Here is a 17753-nt window from a genome sequence, read left to right as displayed (position 1 = left end):
CGGTCGTCCATGCTTATATGAAACAGACACATTCAATCGGTTTTAAGAATGCCCACCGTTTATCAGCTGAAATCACGTTTCCAGGATCTTCTCCGCCCTCTTTGCAAGAAACTGGCAACAGCCGGAATAACTGCAAATCAAGTGACACTTGCCGCCCTAGTCCTGTCGATTATGGAAGGCGCAGCTCTTTGGTATTTTCCAGGATCAGCCTTGCCGTTCCTGCTTCTGCCTCTGATCCTGTTTTTTCGCATGGGGTTAAACGCCATTGACGGCATGCTTGCCCGCGAGCACGACCAGAAGTCGGATCTCGGCGCGATCTTGAATGAATTGGGCGACGTTCTGGCCGATGCAGCGCTTTATCTCCCGTTTGCCGCTCTGGCTTTTGTATCGGGCGAACTTGTTGTCGGACTGGTGGTGCTCGGCATTATCGGCGAAATGACCGGCGTCATAGGTGTGCAGATCGGCGCAAGCCGGCGATATGATGGTCCGTTTGGCAAGAGCGACCGGGCGGTACTCTTCGGTTTGTGCGGATTTTTGATTGGGCTGGGCGTTCAGTCCAGCATTCTGTTCCTGGTGCTGTTTGCAGCAGGTCTCCTGCTTTCCGCGTTGACAATCTGGAACCGCGCCAAAGCGGCATTGAAGGAGCGGGCCTCCGCATGACACTTGATACAATTCATTGGGTTATCATTGGCATCTGGGGCATTCTGGGGCTGGCGAGCGTCATTGTTTTTGCCCTTGCAAAGCGCTCGAACAAGGACATGAGCGAACTTGTTCAGCGGACCCAGAGCTGGTGGGTCATGGTGGCGATTTTCACGCTCGCCTTCCTGGTCAGTAAAACGATTTCGATCATTGTTTTTGCACTCATCAGCTTCCTTGCACTGAAGGAATATTTTTCGATGATCCCGACCAGGCGCACCGACCGGCGCGTCCTTTTCTGGGCATACCTCTCGATTCCCGTGCAGTATTTCTGGGTCTATGACAGCTATTACGGCATGTTTGCGGTGTTTATTCCTGTCTACATGTTCCTGTTTTTGCCGTTCGCCAGCCTGTTGTCACAGCAGACGGACGGGTTCCTGAAATCTGTCGGAACCCTGAACTGGGGCCTGATGCTGTGCGTCTTTTCGATCAGCCATGCCGCATTTCTTTTGATCCTTCCACCCACACCAGAAAACATGTCCGGCGGTGCCGGACTGCTCCTCTTCCTGATCTTTTTGACCCAGTTCAACGACGTTGCCCAATACACCTGGGGCAAACTCTTCGGTCGGCACAAAATTATTCCAGGTGTCAGCCCGAACAAAACCTGGGAAGGATTTCTGGGAGGGGTTGCAACGACTTTCGTTCTGGCCCTGGTGACCGCTCCCCTGGTGACCCCTTTCGGTATGCTTCATGCGGCAGCTGCAGGTCTTCTCATTCCCGTTGCCGGGTTTGTGGGGGATGTCACCGTGTCAGCCTTGAAACGAGATCTGGGGGTCAAGGATACGGGCAGCCTGATCCCCGGCCATGGCGGCATTCTCGACCGCATTGACAGCCTGACTTTCACAGCCCCCCTGTTCTTCCATTTCACCCGCTATTTCTACTATTGAGCCCGCTATGCTCCAGAAGGCCTTTTACTTAGTCATCAAGATTGCGGTGCTATTTCTGCTCGGACTAAATGTCCGGCGCAAGGAGCTCCTGCCTTCGACAGGCCCCGCGATAGTGGTGGCCAACCACAACAGCCATTTGGATACGATGGTGTTGATGGCGCTGATGCCCTTGTCGAGGCTCCAGGACATCAAACCGGTCGCAGCGGCAGACTATTTCTTTTCCTCTCCCCTCAAAGCATGGCTGTCTGAAAACATATTGGGCATCATCCCCGTTGAGCGAGGCGGCACCAACAAATCGAGCGATCCGCTCCAGGGTTGCTACGACGCACTGTCCGAAGGCAAAGTGCTCGTCCTCTTTCCAGAAGGTTCGCGCGGCGAACCGGAACAGATGACGGACCTGAAAAAGGGCGTCTCCTATCTGGCGGCACGCTTTCCGGATGCGCCGACCGTTCCAGTTTTCACGCATGGCCTCGGCAAGGCACTGCCGAAGGGATCCTTTCTTCTGGTTCCCTTCTTCTGTGATATTTTCGTTGGAGAACCAATCACTTGGACCGGAGACCGGATTCAATTTATGACGACGTTGAAAGACCGGTTTAATGAACTTTCATCTGAAAAGAACTTTGCGCCCTGGGAGTAGAACCTACGCGGCCATCTGGGGTTTTACCGAAGCAACTTTGTTCTTCATTGTTCCGGATGTGCTTCTGTCCAGCCTTGCCCTGACATCGCTCAAAAAGGCTCTTCTCGCCTGTATATGGGCTTCACTTGCAGCAGCTTTGGGCGGCATAACGATCTGGTTGATGATCAGTAACTATCCGCAGGAAACAAAGGCCCTACTCTTATGGGTGCCCGGCATCTCGCAAACCACCTTCAACAAAGTGGGCCAACTCTTATCGAACGGCACCTATTCCGGGATGGTGGTCGGCGCCTTCACGGGTGTACCATACAAGATTTTTGCTGCTGAAGCCGGAAGCACAAACCTCAACCCAGTGCTCTTCCTGCTGCTGTCGCCGCTCGCAAGATTGCCGCGATTTGCCGTAATTGTTCTTGTCACCTGGAGCCTAAGCCGATTGACCCGCGGGCATATGTCCAACGCCGCAATGCTTGCGCTTTGTCTGACGCTCTGGATTTTGTTTTATGTGTTCTACTTCGCGATGGTCGGATGGTAGCGCATCGTTAGCTGATGGCCAGCGCTGCTTCCAAGGAGCGCAAAACGAAAACCGTTACGGGTCGAAACCCCGACGACAGAACGATCAGGTCCTAAAGGGATACCTGTCTGGCTCTTCAAACACGTCAATTACCTTGGTTCCCGCCTTGATCACCGCGCCATGTTCTGCCCCGCTCGGGATGTCATAAATCGCACCCGGTCCAAGTGTCTTGGTTTCACCGGCAATCGTAAATTCGATTTCACCGCTGAGCACGGTTCCCCACTGTGCAAGGTGAGAATGTGGCGGCAGCACCATGTCTTTTACGAAGTCGAAGAAGACCACCAACCCGGCATCCGAGCGAATGGCATGAGACGTCACCACATCATCGGAAAAAGGGATATCCAGCGCCGGAAATTTCTTTATAAATTCAGGTAATTCCATTGCGCTTGCCACTCCCAAAGCTGAATTGTAGGCGACAAGATTTGCATGTTGCGGCAACGCGGAGCAAGCCTATTCGCAACGGATCATTGTTTCTCTGGACGTGTGCCCGCTAACCGTTCAGGACATCCTTCACGGTGGTTGCAAGCTGCTTGAGCGTGAACGGTTTTGGCAGGAAGAAGAACTTTTCACCTGGCGGCAGGTTTTCTTCAAACGCATCTTCAGCATAGCCGGAGACAAAAATGATCTTCAGATCCGGCCGGGTCTTGCGCAATTCCACGAGAAGTGTTGGCCCGTCCATTTCCGGCATGACGACATCAGAGACCACAAGATCGATCTCACCGTCCGTCTCTTCCATGACCTCGAGCGCTTCATTGCCCGACCCGGCTTCGTAGACAGTATACCCGCGCGACGCCAGCGCCCGTGCGCCGAAGGCTCGGACCGCTTCCTCATCTTCAACCAGCAGAATGGACGCGGATCCAGTGAGGTCTGCGACCTTTTCCGGCTCGCTTTCCTTCGGTTCCGGCTTTTTCTCTTCCACGACCTGCGGAATGTGGCGCGGCAGGAACAGGCGGAACGTTGTTCCGGCATCCACTTCGGAAGTGCAGAAGATAAAGCCACCGGTCTGTTTGACGATACCGTAAACCGTTGAAAGACCGAGCCCGGTACCCTTGCCGACTTCCTTGGTGGAAAAGAACGGATCGAAGATCTTTTCCATGACATCGGGCGGCATGCCGTGTCCGGTGTCATCCACTTCAACCAGCGTATATTCGCCAGGGGGCATACCGCGCGTGTTCTCGAACTGAGTACTTTCCGCCTCTTCCACGTTGCGAGTGCGGATGGTCAGGCGGCCACCGTCGGCCATTGCGTCACCGGCATTCACGGCCAGATTGACAATCACCTGTTCCAGCTGGTTCAGGTCAGCCATAACCGGCCACAGGTCGCGGCCGTGGATCACCTTCAACTCAACCTTCTCGCCAAGAAGGCGATCGAGCAGGATCGACAGATCCGCCAGAACGTCGTTGAGTTCAAGTTGCTGGGGCCTCAGCGTTTGACGCCGGGAGAAGGCCAGGAGCTGACGAACCAGGCCGGCAGCTCTGTTGGCATTCTGCTTGATGTTCATGATGTCCTGGAAGGACGGATCGGTTGGCCTGTGGCTGGCCAGCAGAAGATCGGAGAACCCGATTATGGCGGTCAGAACGTTGTTGAAATCGTGGGCGACACCACCTGCCAACTGGCCAATCGCCTGCATCTTCTGGCTCTGGGCGAACTGAGCTTCCAGCGCACGTTGTTGCGTCGTTTCGAGCGCATAGATAATCGCCGCTTCGCCGTCCCCTTCACCTTCCTGGACGGCCGAAACATAAAAGGTTGCCGAGCGAGGGTCATTGCCTTCGACAAGCGCAATATCGACGGGTGCTATTTCACCAATCCCATGGGCTGCAGCGGACAGGGCTTTGGAAAGGTCTTCCCGGCCACTGTCGGCAACGTAGGCTTCCAGCTTGGGAGCTTCGTCTCCTGTATCGACTGCACCGAACAGCTTGAGGAAGGGAGCGTTGGTGCGCAGTACACGGCCTTCCTTGTCGAGCGAGGCAATCGCCATCGGCGTGTTGTTGAAGAACCTTGCAAACCTCACTTCAGCCGCTCGCAGTGCCTCGGAGACTTCCTCTCCGCGCGAACGATTGAGCACCAGCGTACGGCTGTCGCCGGGCTGTCCATTCTCACCGAACGGGACCCGGTGCAGCAAGCGAACCGGCAGCCCGCGTCCGTTTCGGGTCACGAAGTCGAGGTCAAAGGTTTCACTCTTGACCTCACCCGCCTGCCCCTTGATGGAACGGATCAGTTCGGTACCGTCTCCGCGCACGATGCTAGACAGGTCCAGATCGCCGGCATCGAACTGGGCAAGATCATAGCCGAGCCAATCGGCCAGTGTCGCATTCAGGTAGACGATGCGACCGTTGGCATCGCAAGAAAAGAACCCTGCCGGTGCATGGTCCAGAAAATTGATTACCCGTTGAAGTTCCTGGAAGGAGTTTTCCTGCTCTGCCCTGTCTCGCGTGATGTCGGCAATCTGCCAGACCGCCATCGGCTTGCCACCGCCACGATCCTTGGAAACCTGCAACGGACGTATCGAAACCCTGTACCAGCGGGCTGTTCCCTCAGCACGGCCGAGAGGAAACGGCATGCGGATCTCTTCTTGGGCTTTGCGCTCATCACGCATGGCCTGCGACAGACGGAAAATCGCATCGGCTGCATCCGGGTCGGAGGAGAAAACACGCTCCACGACCTTGATATCGGCGGACGTCTCCGCACCGGTCAGATCCGCATAGGACTTGTTGGCATAAACGAGCCGGCCCTCGACATCCGTGATCAAGGCCCCGTCTTCAAGCGTATCGACAAAGGCAGACGCAAGTGGATTGGATTCGCCGGGCCGCGCGGATAGGCGCAGAAAGCCGATAGCCCCTGCAAAGAGGCAGAAGACACCGACAACAGCAAGAATACCAAGCAGTGCGAGGATGAACGGCTGCGCCACTTCACGGTCCATGACCGCAAAGGCTGCCGCCGCTCCGACGAGCAAAAGGGCCAGCCCTATAAGCAGGCCGATATTCCCGGATCGCTCGGGCCGGCTGATCATGGGCCCGCTTGGCGCTCCGTCCATGTCACTCATCCATTGTGTCTCCCAGGCCCGATTCGCTTCTAAAAAGGGCCGCGCTTAAGCATTCTGTGCTTACTAGCTAATTTCAACTGATATGAAGCCTGTACCTGTTGAAATTCACCTGTTTGCGCACTCTTTGACAGATGATCTTCAAACGAAGGCTTAATTTGCGCGCCAAGACGCACGTTTGCGCATGCGGAAAACGAAGCCGATGACTTCCGCCACGGCCTTGTAGTGTTCCTCAGGCACTTCCTGATCGATGTCCACAGTCGCGTAAAGCGCCCTGGCCAGAGGTGGGTTCTCAACCACCGGAACCTCGTTCTCCTTGGCAATTTCCCGCATCTTGAGTGCAACTGCATCCGTGCCTTTGGCCAGACAAAGCGGCGCGCCCATACCATCTTCATATTTGAGCGCAACGGCAAAGTGGGTCGGGTTCGTGACCACGACTGTGGCCTGCGGAACCGCAGCCATCATGCGTTTGCGCGAGCGCTCCATGCGCAGCTGACGGATCTTGCCTTTGACCTGCGGGTCACCTTCCGTCTGCTTGAACTCTTCCTTGACCTCGCGCAGCGACATCTTCTGTTTGTTGAACCATTTGTTCTTCTGGTACGCAAAATCGGCCGCAGCAACGACTGTCATCAGGGCAAGAATCGCAGCCAGCAGCTGCAAGACCAGCACCCTCACCTCGGGCAAGATGATGGACGTTTCAGCAAATATGATGATGTCCGCCTCATCCCGGTGCGGCCATAACACCACCACCATGATCGCCCCGACAAGGCAGATCTTCGCCATGCCCTTGGCGAAGTTCACAAGGCTGTCCAGCGAAAACAGGCGTTTAAATCCGGAAATTGGCGAGATTTTCGACAGTTTCGGCTTGATGGTCTCCACCGTGAACAAGGGCTGGTGCTGCACCAGATTTCCGGCAACAGCCATCAGAACGAGCGCAATCAGAGGCAAACCGACAATCAAGGCAACCGACTGTCCGGTGTCCCGCCAAAGGACCTTCAGCGCGTACCCGTCCATAGGAATCTGGTGAGCGTGTTCGATGTAACCTTTGAGCAATTCTCCGAGCGAAACTGCGGTTCCCGGTGCAAATATCGCAATCATCAGCGTCGCCCCGGCCAGCGTGAACCAGGTGCTTACTTCCTGCGATTTCGGTACGTCCCCCTTTTGATGCGCATCCCTCAAGCGCTTTTGCGTGGGGTCCTCAGTTTTCTCCGAGTCGTCGGTATTGTCAGCCATCTGAAGGCACTACCCCACGATGAACTTGCCGAGCGATTCCTGAAAATGCTCCAGATAGAACATCATCAGCGTCGCAATCAGCGCCATGAGAAGAAACATGCCAATCGCGATATTCACGGGCATGGCGATAAAGAAGATCTGCATTTGCGGCATCAGCTTGTTCAAAAGTCCGAGGCCGAAATAAAACACCAGACCCACAACCAGAAACGGCGCACTCATCCGTGCGGCAATGGAAAAGACATGCGCCACGGTTTCCGTGGCATTTGCTGCAAAGTCGCCAACAGGCGGCGCAATTCCAGGCGGAAAGACGGAAAAACTGTCATGAAGGGCCGCGATCACCAGATAGTGGGTGTCGGTCACGAACACCATTGTGATGCCGAGCAGCGACATGAAGTTTCCATAAAGCGCACCTTGCTGCCCATCATTGGCAAGATCGGACCCAAGGGCGAAGGCCAGCCCTGACTGGTTGGCGATGATGACACCTGCGGTCTGAAGCGCCGACGTAATCAGTTTGGCACAAAGGCCGATGCCGAACCCGATCGCGAGCTCACCGCCAAGAAGCGTCAGCAATTGCGGGGCATTCGCCGTCAGGTTGGCCGGATAGAGCGGGGCTCCTATCGGATAAAGGACCATGGTGAGCGCCAGAGCGATCGTCAGACGAAAGCGTGTTGGTATTGTCGTCTCCCCAAGCGCGGGAAGCAGCATGACCATCGTCCCGAGTCGCGCAAACATAAGCATGAATGCGGCGGCCATGTCGGGTAGAAAATCAAGCTGTATCGTCATTGACCCTGGTGTCCTAGCCGGTGTTCAGGATCATCTCGGTGACGCGGCTCATGAAGGCTTGAAGCAACTGGCTCATAAAAGGCAAGGTGACAAGGATCGTTACAAAAATCGCCAGGATCTTTGGAACGAACACCAAGGTCATTTCCTGGATCTGAGTGAGAGCCTGGAAAAGCGCGATCACCACACCGACAAGCAGCCCAATGACCATGGCCGGGGCTGCCACCAGAATCATCGTCCACACACCTTCCCGGGCAATATCGAGAACTTCACCTCCGGTCATGGCGCATCCTTTGCGAAAATTCGGTCAGATCGGCATCCTCATGATTTCTTCGTAGGCTGAAATGACACGATCACGAACGGCGACCATTGTTTCCAGGGCAACTTCGGTTTCGGCAACAGCCGTCACCACATCGACCACATCAGCCTTGCCCTCAATCATGTTGAGCGCCTGACTGTCGGCTGCCTGCCCCTTGTCAACGACGGTATCAACCGCCTCTTTCACCATCTGGCCGAAATCGACCATGTCGGTCTGCTGAGGCGCCGTGTCCTCGACTGCGCGTGCCTGCTGCTGCAGCTTAGCAGCCATCTGATAGGCGTTGTTGGCAATTGACGCGGTAGACATGTGACGGGTCCCTTCCCCTTGTCAGCCCCTGAAACCGTTAGGCTTTCAGAATATCGATGGTCCGTTGCAGCATTTTGCGGGTGGTGTCGATCACGTTGAGGTTGGCCTCGTAGGACCGTTGTGCCTCGCGCATATCGGTCGTCTCGATCAATGTGTTTACGTTCGGCTGGAGCACATACCCGTTCTGGTCAGCTGCCGGGTGCCCTGGCATGAAGGTCGATCTGAAGTCAGACGTATCCTCCTCCACCTTGCCAAGCTCAACAGTTTTTGCCCCCAGTTCCTTGTCGAACTGGCTTTTGAAGGTCGGAACCTTGCGCCGGTAAGGCTCTTCATCCGGCGTTCGCGCAGTGGAATTTGCGTTGGCAATATTTTCCGAAATGATCCGCATGCGTCCGCTTTGGGCTTTAAGCCCGCTGGCGGAAACGAACAGGGATTTGATCAGGTCCATCTCAACGGTCCTCTAGTTCAAACGCTTTTCGACAGCGCGGTACGGATCAGACCGAGGCTCTTGGTGTAGAGCGTTGTCGCCGCCTGGTAGTCCATCTGGTTTTCAGTGAGCTTCATCATTTGCTCTTCCAGATTGACGTTGTTGCCGCTCGGAGTGACTTCAAAACCGTCGTCTTTCACGATTTTGGCGGACCCGACCCCGGATATACTTGTCGATATGTGCCCGACTTTCGTCGTTGAGGTCGCCAGCCCGAATGTCTCTCGGCCGATGTGATCCGAAAACGAGAAGGCTTTGACGTCACTGGCACCAAAACCAGGCGTATCCGCATTCGCGATGTTTTCCGCCAGAACTCCCTGTCGGGTCTGGTGCCATCGCATCTTTGATTTGATCGCCTGAAACAGCGGCAGATCCGTCATCGTCATGGCATTCACCAATCGTTAACCAAGTAGGCAATGATTGCCTTTCAATTGGTTAATGAAAAGTTAACAGACCCTTACCCCGACAGCCTGAAACCCTTCAAAAACCAGTGGAAGAGCTCAATTTCCTTTGCATTTCGCGAAATCAAAGCCGCCTCCAGCAGGCAAAAATTGCCTGCTTCTGTTAACTTTGATTCCTAGGGAGATTCGCGAGAGATCAGCAACCGGATACGAGGAATTGCAGGTGGCAAACACGAACAACCGGTCACTCGAAACCTTAGAAAACTAAGTGACTTGATGCGACGGCCAAGTCCGAATGCCGGAAACTGAATTACTGGGGATAAGAACCAATTTTCCTCAATTGAGACAGCAACACCAACTATCCGGAAATCGCAATCATCCCGCTGGCGGGGCGGCACGAGGGTAAAATGTACAATTGGATTGAATCGACTTTCAACGTGAGCGGAGGCGTTACGCAGGCAATTGCCGTCGTGCTCGCTCTCGCAGTCGTTTTGCTGCTGTTCAGTCTCTTTATTTTCATCTTGAAACGACTGATGGGTGCACGAGCCCCACAGAACCGGAGCAGGCAACCTCGGATCGCGGTCATGGACAGCGCAAGCGTCGATGCACGCCGTCGCTTGATCCTCATCCGCAGAGACAATATCGAACACCTGATATTGGTCGGTGGTCCAAGCGATGTCGTAGTAGAACAGAATATCGTCCGCAACAGTCCGCTTCCGAGCGGCCGATCCGCCGGATATCCTGCCCATGGCGGAAACGGTCAGGTCAAGGGACCAAGCGCACCGGGGCCAGACATACCGGCAAGACCCGACGAACTGATGCCTGACATGGAGCCGGTTCCTGCAGCACCGCCTCAGGCGCGAGCCCCTCTTCCAACACCGGCAGTCTCGCCTCCGATATCCAAACCGGCCAGCGTCAATGAAGGCAAGGCCCCAGCAGCATCCTTGGAAAGCAAGACGACGACCGCGTCGCCAACGCCATCGCTTTCGGCTCAACGAAACCCTTCTGCGCCTAACCCAGCACCCAGATCAGAAACCGTATCAGGCCAGAACCGCGCGGCCGACCTGCTCAAGGCGGCGACGCAAAACGGTTTTTCCCGGTCGCAGCCCCCTGGAAGCGAAGCAGCAGCGACGGAACCAACGGCTCCGGCAGCCCCCACTCAAGCGCCAGAAGTTAAACCTGAGACCTCGAAACAAGCCGCACCTTCCGCCGGAAAGACCCCGACAACTTTCAAGACACTGGCGCGCCCGTTTTCGCCAAAGGACAGGCCATCCTACGGCACCCAGTCGATTACACCGCCTGCATCTGGTCCGGCTGCACGAGCAAAAACAGCGTTGGTCAAACCGGTAGAGCCGCAAGTAAAGACCGACGTAACAAACGAAGCGTCGGAGATGCCCGAAATCGAAGTCAAATTAGATGAACCGGGAAACACTGCTCCTTCGATCACCGTAATCGAACAGAGTTCAGAAGATACACCTGAAGTTTCTGTGTCGACCGATGACGGCAGCCAGGTCACGGAAACGGCACTCCTCGCAGAGCTTGTTGAGAACAACACCGAAGCAGCTGATGAGATGTCATCGCATGAAGTTCAAAACAATGATCAGGAATCCGCTGAGAAGACCGATGCGTCTGAGACGGTGACTGCGCAAGCATCGGATAATGAGCTTTCGACAGACGTGCCACCTGTTGAAACCCCCGGTGAAGCGGCACAGACGCATGACATCAAACTGGAAATGGATGACCTGATTGAACCGGTCGTTGAGGCAAAGAGTGACGACCAGGTTCAGGAACAGTCCCAGAGCCTGGACACGCTGCGGGCAATCAAGGAACCAAAAGAGCCGGCGACCGGCCCTGCCGTCGCGCCTGTTAGGCCGGCACCAAAACCCACGCAAGGACTTGGCGACAAAAACCCGATCGAAGACGAGATGGCTAAAATTCTCGATGAACTGGGCGGACAGCCGAATTGATGTCAGGACTCAGTCGCACGATGCGGTGGAACCGGTGGTCTTTGGTTGCAATGCTGACGGCCGTATTTTTGACCGTCTTTGCATTTCCCGCAGCCGCACAAGAAATTTCCGTCGGTTTCGGCGAAGACGCGACACTGACGGAACGCGCCGTTCAGCTGGTCATACTGCTGACCATACTGTCGCTCGCACCATCCATTCTCGTAATGGTCACAAGCTTTACCCGAATTGTCGTTGTTCTGTCGCTGCTGCGGTCGGCAATTGGTCTGCAGACTGCGCCTCCCAACATGGTGATGGTCAGTCTGGCGCTGTTTCTGTCCGCGTTCATCATGATGCCAACATTGCAGGCTGCCTATGAGGCCGGCGTTCAGCCCATGATCGATGGCGACATTGAGTTTGACCAGGCATATGAACGCGCGTCGGAACCTTTCCGGGATTTCATGCTGTCACAGGTCCGCGAAAAGGACCTTGCCCTGTTTCAGGAACTCTCCGGGCGCGATGCACCCGAAAGCCCGGATGATCTTGCGATGGCAACGCTCATTCCTGCTTTCATGATCTCGGAGTTGCGCAGGGCTTTCGAAATCGGCTTCCTGCTTTATCTTCCCTTTCTCATCATCGATCTCGTAATCGCTTCAGTGCTCATGTCCATGGGTATGATGATGTTGCCTCCGGTTGTTATCTCGCTACCCTTCAAGCTGATTTTCTTTGTTCTGGTTGATGGCTGGAACCTGGTTGCCGGCTCTTTGGTGAAGAGTTTCGGGGGCGGTTAGCGTCTTCAATGGAGTGCCTGAATTTCGTAAATCCAGGCACAGACGGCTAACTTTAAAAGTAGAAGAAAATTAACATAGTAATGTAACTATTATTCTTAATCTTCGGGCTGTTCCGCCCGTGTAATCTATTGGAAGATCGGTGATACAGGAACAACTTGAGCAACTTGCCCGGATACGAGAGCCGGAAGCAAGGTCAAGGCTCATCAGAACGCTCGTTGGCGAATATGCCCGCTCTGAGGATCACGACCCCTCGGAAACGGAGCGTGAACTGTTTTCCCGGATCGTCCTGTCCGTCTTTGAACAACTTGACCGCTCGGCACGATACGAACTTGTCGTTCGGCTTGCCAAAACAGATCGCATCATTCCAGATCTCGCTGACCGTCTGGCAAAAGAAGACTACGAGCTTTCTGAGCCCGTCATTGAATGCTCGCCCATGATCAGTCAGGGAGAGTTGATGCAGATCGCGAAAGCCGGCGGAAACAACAAACGGCTGTCCGTTGCACGACGTCAGGATCTCAGCGAAGAGATCACCGACACATTGATTGCTCGTAGCAGCCGCAATGTGGTCAATGCGCTCCTTGAAAATCTGGATGCCCCCTTCTCCGTACGCGGAACACTGGCGCTGCTCATTTTCGCCAATACAGAGGCGGAAATCCTTGCAGGCATCGCAAAGCGCGCGATCAAGGATGAAGAGTTTCTGGAAACCCAGATGCATATTCTGGAAACCAACTGCCCGCTCATCCCTGCGCCTCTCAAAAAGGCGCTGGAGTCAGGCGAGCTGAAAAGACTGGCGTCCAGGATCGACGATCCGGAACGCGAAGGTGACATTGAACTGGATGGGCTTCTCTATTCCAGGCATGAGGCCAGCATCCAGATAGCCAACGGCGAGCTGTCCTTTGATGCAATCCTGCGAACCTTGTTTGAACAGGACCGCATGGATGCTGCAATCTGGCTGATCAGCCGCAAGATCAATCTGGCAGATGATGTTGTGGCCGACACTCTGAAGTCGGACGCAGACGGCGCAATTCTAAGGCTGATGTTGCAGACAGGCATCGACGACAAAACCTATCGCGATTTCCTGAAAGCAAGATGTGGCTGGCTGGACCGTAGCAGCCGATCTATCCCTGAACTGGTCATGCGATACAAGGCGGAGCTCAAAAGTCCGCGTCAGACCCAGGCCGCACCGCAATTGCAACGCGCTGCCAACTAACTTTCAATTCAAGATTTGAGAGAACTTGTTTCGTGCGCCTGTCGGTGCGTGAAGGGCAATTGACCTGGCTTTAGCGAGCTAGAAGACCACAAACCCAAGTGCTTATCAGCCCGCTGCTTCCTCAGCCTCGGGGCCGGCCGCCGCCTGTCCCCTGTTGCTGTCTGGCGACATGTACTGACGGCGATACTCTTTCAGGAAGGTTTCAAGTGAATCGACATCTGCAAGAGCATTGGCCACCTCCAGGAATTCCACACCCTGCGTCTCGACCGGGCGGGTCACGACCTCAAAGGCCATCGCTTCCTGGCTGTCCGCCATTTTCTTCATGTATTTCGTCTGCAGGCGTTCCAAACTTAATTGGTCGCCAGCAAGGGAGTAAGCAATACCGGCGCGCAGAATGTCACGGCGCTCAAGCTCGCCCAGGGGAATATTGTCAGACCAGCGTGAACCGTGCATGGCCTCCAGCTGTTCGCCCGCATCTCTCCAGCTTTCCGCGGCCCAGAACGTATCTGCGCGCAACCGGTCGACATCAGACCCGCGCATGTTGCGGACCAGCTCCAATGCAAGGTCAGGACGGCCATTTTCGGTGAGTGCCCTCGCCTCGACGATGTTGCGTTGCCGCTCCAGTGTCGAGGGCAAACTGGCTTGCCGGGTCCTGTTCAGGACCCGAAGTGCTTCGTCGGCTTTCCGATCCATCAGATAGATGGCCGCAAGGTCTGCAGCAATTTGTGCACGCGCTGCTCCCTTCAGGCGATTGTCCACCTGATGGCGCAGCAGTTCCGTCGCCTGATCAAGCAGATCCACTTCGACAAGTCGCTTGGCCAAAAGGCGCACCATCTCGTCGCCCTGGCGCCCGATCGGCGTCATTTCGCGGAAGTCATAGTAAAGAGCCAGCGCTTTGACGGGCTGCATCTCATCTGCTTTGCCGTCAAGGAACAGCGCATTGAAGAGGCCGTTCATCTCTTCCTGCAGGAGACGCGTTGTGTCGGAGTCGGGTTCTGCCTGAACAGCCGATTTCATAGCCTCAAAGGCTTCCCGATATTGCCCCCGTTCCGCATAAAGCTGTGACAGGAAACGCAACGTCTTGAGCTCGATTTCATCCCCGCGCCAGGAAGTAGCGAGGCTGGCAAGCCGCTCGATCGTTTCATCATTGTCGATTTCACCGTCGCGGTACCGGATTCTCAAGGCCCGGTACTCTGCCTCAGCTGAGCGTGGACGGTCGTCAGATCGCGTGACAAGGTCAAACACCGTAAGCGCTTCCTGGGACCGGCCCGAGGCATCGGCGACCCGGCCGCGCAAAATGTCATATCGCGCGGCCTGCGCCTGGGTGACTTCACTCGGTTCAATTTCAGCCAGAATACCGTTGGCAAGTCCAAAATCGTTGACCTCGACCATCGCCTGCGCAGCTGCAAGCTTGAATTCGGTCTGTATCGCGGATGGATAATTGCCAACAACCGCGCGGCCACGTGGCATCGCGATCCGTGCTGGTGTCCATTTGCCGAGCTTGACGTCCACAATTGTCTGCCAGACCGCAGCGTCTGGGCTGTTTTTCAGATCTGGCCGGTTCAGGTGCATATAGGCTTCTTGAGGACGGTCAGCCATTGTCTGGGCCGCGCCCATCATCAGATTGAACGAGCTGTCTTCGGCAAGTGCAGGCTCTTCCTCGAGCGCCAGCTTCATCAACCCGAGCGCTTCTTGTGCAAACTGATGCGCCAGATAGAAACGCGACAGCGCCATGAGAGGTTTGCGGCGCTTGCCTTCCGGAGATCTTGCAAGCTTTGCCTGCAACTCCAGCAACCTTGACCGGTAAGCACCCGGACCTTCCGTACTCAACGAGACGAACTCGACATTGTTGCTGTCATCCGGCGCAATGATCGAGTTGAAAGCGCCAGTGCCGCCGCGCAAATGCCGATTTGAAAGCGAGAGACCGCCTTCCTTTTCAATCATCACATCGTCGCCAAGGATCTTCACCTTCAATTCGTCGGATTTCCCGACGATGGCGATACCCTGCGCGGAACTCAGTGCATCGAGTTCAACAAAGCTTTGCTGCTTCAATAAACCTCTGGGAGGTCCGAAGCCGGTGACAAGTGAAATCTTGTCTCCCACAAACGGGTCGACAACCTGACGAATATTTTGAGGATCCTGATAGAGAACGCGGAGCACTGAACCGCCATCACCGCGCACGGTCCGCTCCAGCTGCAGAGGCCGGGAAGGTTCCAGGATCATGTCCCCGATAACCAGCGACCATGCATTTCCGTCTGCGCCAACAGTCGCAAGAACCGGATCGTTCATGTCAAGGCGCAGGATCTGGTAGTCTTCGAAGTGCTTGACAGCGATGGCGTCCACCGTCTCGGCAAGCGCTGCCGCCATGCCCCGTGTATCGATGGTGGCATCGGTGTCGAAAACCAACCAGATACTGTCATTGCGGCGAAAGACTGCACTGGAAACAGGTTCTGAAAACGGAAAGACAACTCTTACCGTGTTGCCGATCCGGCGCGCTTCGGCAGACACGATCTTACGGGCTTCTGCCGCAAAACTCGCTGGCGGCGTTTCCGGTGAAGGCATCTCGTTGGCCTCGCGGCCGCCTTGGGCACGCCAGACCTCTGGTGCGTTTTCCGGGCGTGAAGGCAGTTGAATACCTGCAGGCACCTCACCGCCGCCAAACGTGCGCTGCTCCTGAACCTGCACAGCTCCATTTGGAACGGGCACCTCAGGCTGACTGTCCGGTACAGCGGCCTCGACAGGCTCCAATGTTGGAATGCCATTGCTCACGGGCGTGGCTTGCGTCTGACCAGGCTTCTGCTTGGAAAGGTCCAACATAGGCGCTTTGCGGACGACTTCGTCTCCGGTCAGCGTTTCCTCCCCTGTCTGAGCGCCAGTCTCGGCCTGCGCCAACACCATCGGTGCAGGCTCATTGTCCGCCTCTGTAGTGCTGGCAATTGTCGCTGTTGTCAGGTCGTCGTCTTCGCCTTGTGCGTTACCGGCAACAAGCAAACCAGATGCAACCACTTCTGGTGCAGGAAGCGTTTCGACCGCCGGAGCGGTCGTTGTGGCAACTTGCGGAAGGATGTCGATCTGCGCGTCAGCCGATCGAACATTGGCCGGTGGCCCCGCCTCTGCCGTCAGCTGCGGCGGGGCTGGTTCCTCAAGGTTGGGTTTCGTGCGAGGCACCATGGCAATCTGCTGGTTCGGAACAGCGATCGCCTCAGCATCAGTCGGCACCTCGGGTAACACCGCGGCGGCCTGATCAGATTGCTGTGCCTGCGGGACCGCCGCTTCTGGCGTCGCCGCTCCATTGTTGCCGCGCTCGATTGGAACAACGGTATAGGCCGGCGAGTCGTCCGCCGTCGATTCCTTCAAAACACCGCCACTGGCGCTTGATGTTTGTGCCGGAGGCAGACCTCGTGGATCGTTTACTTCACGTGTATCGCGCAAACCGGGCGCGCTGATCATGTTCTTGCGGTTTTGATTGTCTTCAACCGACAGCTCTTTGTTGATCAACGCGTTGGCCGGGTCATTCACCTGCATGTTCTCAGGCGTGACGTCGATCACGTAGGTCTGTTCCTCGCGGAAAGCGCGGATATCGACCGAAGGTTCGACACGCATCAGAAACTTGAGCTTGCCCTTGTCCAGAAAAGACGTCGCATCAATGACACCTTGAGGAAGATGAGCGCGCAAATGAGCAATGTCGAGCTGGGCCGGATGATTGAAGGTCAGCTTGATGATGTCGTTTTCCCGCACGAAAGCGGTGTCGAACTTAATTGACCAGTCAAACACAAGGCGTGTGAAAGTCGGATGTTCTCCCACGTGCAAGGTAACTTCCGGCCCTTCCTGGGCTTTCAGCCGGGCCTGTTCAAGCGCACGCACCTTGCGCATTGCAGCTTCAGCACGCTTGGCCAGTTCCCGAACGACGTCGTCCGGAAGCCCCGGAGGAAGCCCCTGCCAATCCATTGGCAAAATGTCGACAAAGAGCTTCTCGCCCGCTTCCAGCGTGTTGATCTGGAATTGATTCTTGAGCGCAAAACGGATCGCGCTGCCGTCCGGGTCCCGGCGGGCGATCGTGACATAATCGCCAAGATCAAGCGGCACATCATCAACTTTGATGTCGATCGGTTCTTCGAAGGATATTCTGAGAACGCCGCCCGTGATCACCGCATCGTAGATCGGCAACAGCGTACGGTCTTTGAAAGTCAGGACGATCCGCCCGTAGCGCTCTTCCTGAATGGCATCGAGTTCCACCGGCTCGAGCGTTTCAGCATTGGCTGTTGCGCTCGCCGCTGCGGCGAACAGTATTAAGCAAAGAAGTGCAGAGTGAAGAAGACGCAGCAAAGGGCTTGCACTGCCACGCCCGACAGATCCGTCATTCTTCTGCAATGTCAAGAACGGTACCCGCAAGTTGCCCTGTCCTCAAACGACGCCAACACGCTATTGTTAATGAGCTGTCCTTAACGTGCTCTTACG

General features: G+C 55.7%; 16 protein-coding genes. 7 read left to right on the top strand and 9 right to left on the bottom strand.

The features are described from left to right. The first annotated feature begins 48 nt into the window (after nucleotides 1–48). The 4 genes from FIV00_RS12170 to FIV00_RS12155 are packed head-to-tail and all read left to right on the top strand — an operon-like array spanning nucleotide 49 to nucleotide 2749. On the top strand, nucleotides 49–660 hold the full coding sequence (locus tag FIV00_RS12170) for a CDP-alcohol phosphatidyltransferase family protein (RefSeq protein WP_152500994.1): 612 nt from the start codon (nucleotides 49–51) through the stop codon (nucleotides 658–660). Then, nucleotides 657–1583, top strand: a complete 927-nt coding sequence (locus FIV00_RS12165; RefSeq protein ID WP_152500993.1) for a phosphatidate cytidylyltransferase — start codon at nucleotides 657–659, stop codon at nucleotides 1581–1583. The genes FIV00_RS12170 and FIV00_RS12165 overlap by 4 nt, the downstream gene beginning before the upstream one ends. 7 nt (nucleotides 1584–1590) lie before the next feature. After that, nucleotides 1591–2220 carry a lysophospholipid acyltransferase family protein gene (locus FIV00_RS12160; protein WP_152500992.1) on the top strand — a complete coding sequence of 210 codons (630 nt, stop codon included), beginning with the start codon at nucleotides 1591–1593 and terminating at the stop codon, nucleotides 2218–2220. Beyond that, on the top strand, nucleotides 2204–2749 hold the full coding sequence (locus FIV00_RS12155; protein ID WP_152500991.1) for a hypothetical protein: 546 nt from the start codon (nucleotides 2204–2206) through the stop codon (nucleotides 2747–2749). The genes FIV00_RS12160 and FIV00_RS12155 overlap by 17 nt, the downstream gene beginning before the upstream one ends. Before the next feature lie 84 nt (nucleotides 2750–2833). Here the strand turns inward: FIV00_RS12155 and FIV00_RS12150 are convergent, their stop codons facing one another. The 8 genes from FIV00_RS12150 to flgB form a co-directional block, all read right to left on the bottom strand. Next, entirely contained in the window at nucleotides 2834–3169 is a 336-nt protein-coding gene (locus FIV00_RS12150; RefSeq protein ID WP_152500990.1) for a cupin domain-containing protein, read from the bottom strand. A 109-nt stretch (nucleotides 3170–3278) separates the two neighbouring features. Continuing rightward, a complete protein-coding gene (cckA, locus tag FIV00_RS12145; RefSeq protein WP_152500989.1) occupies nucleotides 3279–5831 on the bottom strand; it encodes a cell cycle histidine kinase CckA in 2553 nt (850 codons plus the stop codon). A gap of 150 nt (nucleotides 5832–5981) precedes the next feature. After that, nucleotides 5982–7061 carry a flagellar biosynthesis protein FlhB gene (gene flhB / locus FIV00_RS12140; RefSeq protein ID WP_152500988.1) on the bottom strand — a complete coding sequence of 360 codons (1080 nt, stop codon included), beginning with the start codon at nucleotides 7059–7061 and terminating at the stop codon, nucleotides 5982–5984. A gap of 9 nt (nucleotides 7062–7070) precedes the next feature. Then, entirely contained in the window at nucleotides 7071–7844 is a 774-nt protein-coding gene (gene fliR, locus FIV00_RS12135) for a flagellar biosynthetic protein FliR (RefSeq protein ID WP_152500987.1), read from the bottom strand. A 13-nt stretch (nucleotides 7845–7857) separates the two neighbouring features. Then, nucleotides 7858–8124: a flagellar biosynthesis protein FliQ gene (gene fliQ, locus FIV00_RS12130; RefSeq protein WP_152500986.1), complete on the bottom strand. Its 267-nt coding sequence runs from the start codon at nucleotides 8122–8124 to the stop codon at nucleotides 7858–7860. Nucleotides 8125–8148: 24 nt separating this feature from the next. Beyond that, a complete protein-coding gene (gene fliE, locus FIV00_RS12125) occupies nucleotides 8149–8466 on the bottom strand; it encodes a flagellar hook-basal body complex protein FliE (protein ID WP_152500985.1) in 318 nt (105 codons plus the stop codon). A 37-nt stretch (nucleotides 8467–8503) separates the two neighbouring features. After that, nucleotides 8504–8914 (bottom strand): flagellar basal body rod protein FlgC, encoded by a 411-nt coding sequence (gene flgC, locus FIV00_RS12120; protein WP_152500984.1) that lies wholly within the window; start codon nucleotides 8912–8914, stop codon nucleotides 8504–8506. Between the two features lie 17 nt (nucleotides 8915–8931). After that, nucleotides 8932–9336, bottom strand: a complete 405-nt coding sequence (gene flgB / locus FIV00_RS12115; protein WP_152500983.1) for a flagellar basal body rod protein FlgB — start codon at nucleotides 9334–9336, stop codon at nucleotides 8932–8934. Nucleotides 9337–9758: 422 nt separating this feature from the next. Here flgB and FIV00_RS12110 point away from each other — a divergent pair, with 422 nt between their 5' ends. The 3 genes from FIV00_RS12110 to FIV00_RS12100 all read left to right on the top strand — a co-directional run bounded on the left by FIV00_RS12110 (nucleotide 9759) and on the right by FIV00_RS12100 (nucleotide 13295). Further along, complete coding sequence (locus FIV00_RS12110; RefSeq protein WP_152500982.1) at nucleotides 9759–11318, top strand: flagellar biosynthetic protein FliO; 1560 nt, start codon at nucleotides 9759–9761, stop codon at nucleotides 11316–11318. 50 nt (nucleotides 11319–11368) lie between these two features. Continuing rightward, entirely contained in the window at nucleotides 11369–12085 is a 717-nt protein-coding gene (gene fliP, locus FIV00_RS12105; RefSeq protein ID WP_152504239.1) for a flagellar type III secretion system pore protein FliP, read from the top strand. Nucleotides 12086–12224: 139 nt separating this feature from the next. Next, the gene (locus FIV00_RS12100; RefSeq protein ID WP_152500981.1) at nucleotides 12225–13295 is read left to right on the top strand and encodes a DUF2336 domain-containing protein; all 1071 of its coding nucleotides are present in this window, start codon (nucleotides 12225–12227) and stop codon (nucleotides 13293–13295) included. Nucleotides 13296–13400: 105 nt separating this feature from the next. Here the strand turns inward: FIV00_RS12100 and FIV00_RS12095 are convergent, their stop codons facing one another. Then, on the bottom strand, nucleotides 13401–17672 hold the full coding sequence (locus tag FIV00_RS12095) for a hypothetical protein (protein ID WP_209006902.1): 4272 nt from the start codon (nucleotides 17670–17672) through the stop codon (nucleotides 13401–13403). Nucleotides 17673–17753: the final 81 nt, after the last annotated feature.

Source organism: Labrenzia sp. THAF82, from assembly GCF_009363435.1.
GTDB classification, from domain to species: domain Bacteria; phylum Pseudomonadota; class Alphaproteobacteria; order Rhizobiales; family Stappiaceae; genus Roseibium; species Roseibium porphyridii.
The sequence above is the reverse complement of the archived record's forward strand: the minus strand, read 5'-3'. Positions and strand labels throughout refer to the sequence as shown.

What these genes read in the sequence shown, in the direction of transcription:
- FIV00_RS12170 (WP_152500994.1), top strand. Translation starts at nt 49, where the DNA reads ATGCCCACCGTTTATCAGCTGAAATCACGTTTCCAGGATCTTCTCCGC.
- FIV00_RS12165 (WP_152500993.1), top strand. Translation starts at nt 657, where the DNA reads ATGACACTTGATACAATTCATTGGGTTATCATTGGCATCTGGGGCATT.
- FIV00_RS12160 (WP_152500992.1), top strand. Translation starts at nt 1,591, where the DNA reads ATGCTCCAGAAGGCCTTTTACTTAGTCATCAAGATTGCGGTGCTATTT.
- FIV00_RS12150 (WP_152500990.1), bottom strand. Translation starts at nt 3,169, where the DNA reads ATGGAATTACCTGAATTTATAAAGAAATTTCCGGCGCTGGATATCCCT.
- cckA (WP_152500989.1), bottom strand. Translation starts at nt 5,831, where the DNA reads ATGAGTGACATGGACGGAGCGCCAAGCGGGCCCATGATCAGCCGGCCC.
- flhB (WP_152500988.1), bottom strand. Translation starts at nt 7,061, where the DNA reads ATGGCTGACAATACCGACGACTCGGAGAAAACTGAGGACCCCACGCAA.
- fliR (WP_152500987.1), bottom strand. Translation starts at nt 7,844, where the DNA reads ATGACGATACAGCTTGATTTTCTACCCGACATGGCCGCCGCATTCATG.
- fliQ (WP_152500986.1), bottom strand. Translation starts at nt 8,124, where the DNA reads ATGACCGGAGGTGAAGTTCTCGATATTGCCCGGGAAGGTGTGTGGACG.
- fliE (WP_152500985.1), bottom strand. Translation starts at nt 8,466, where the DNA reads ATGTCTACCGCGTCAATTGCCAACAACGCCTATCAGATGGCTGCTAAG.
- flgC (WP_152500984.1), bottom strand. Translation starts at nt 8,914, where the DNA reads ATGGACCTGATCAAATCCCTGTTCGTTTCCGCCAGCGGGCTTAAAGCC.
- flgB (WP_152500983.1), bottom strand. Translation starts at nt 9,336, where the DNA reads ATGACGATGACGGATCTGCCGCTGTTTCAGGCGATCAAATCAAAGATG.
- FIV00_RS12110 (WP_152500982.1), top strand. Translation starts at nt 9,759, where the DNA reads ATGTACAATTGGATTGAATCGACTTTCAACGTGAGCGGAGGCGTTACG.
- fliP (WP_152504239.1), top strand. Translation starts at nt 11,369, where the DNA reads ATGCTGACGGCCGTATTTTTGACCGTCTTTGCATTTCCCGCAGCCGCA.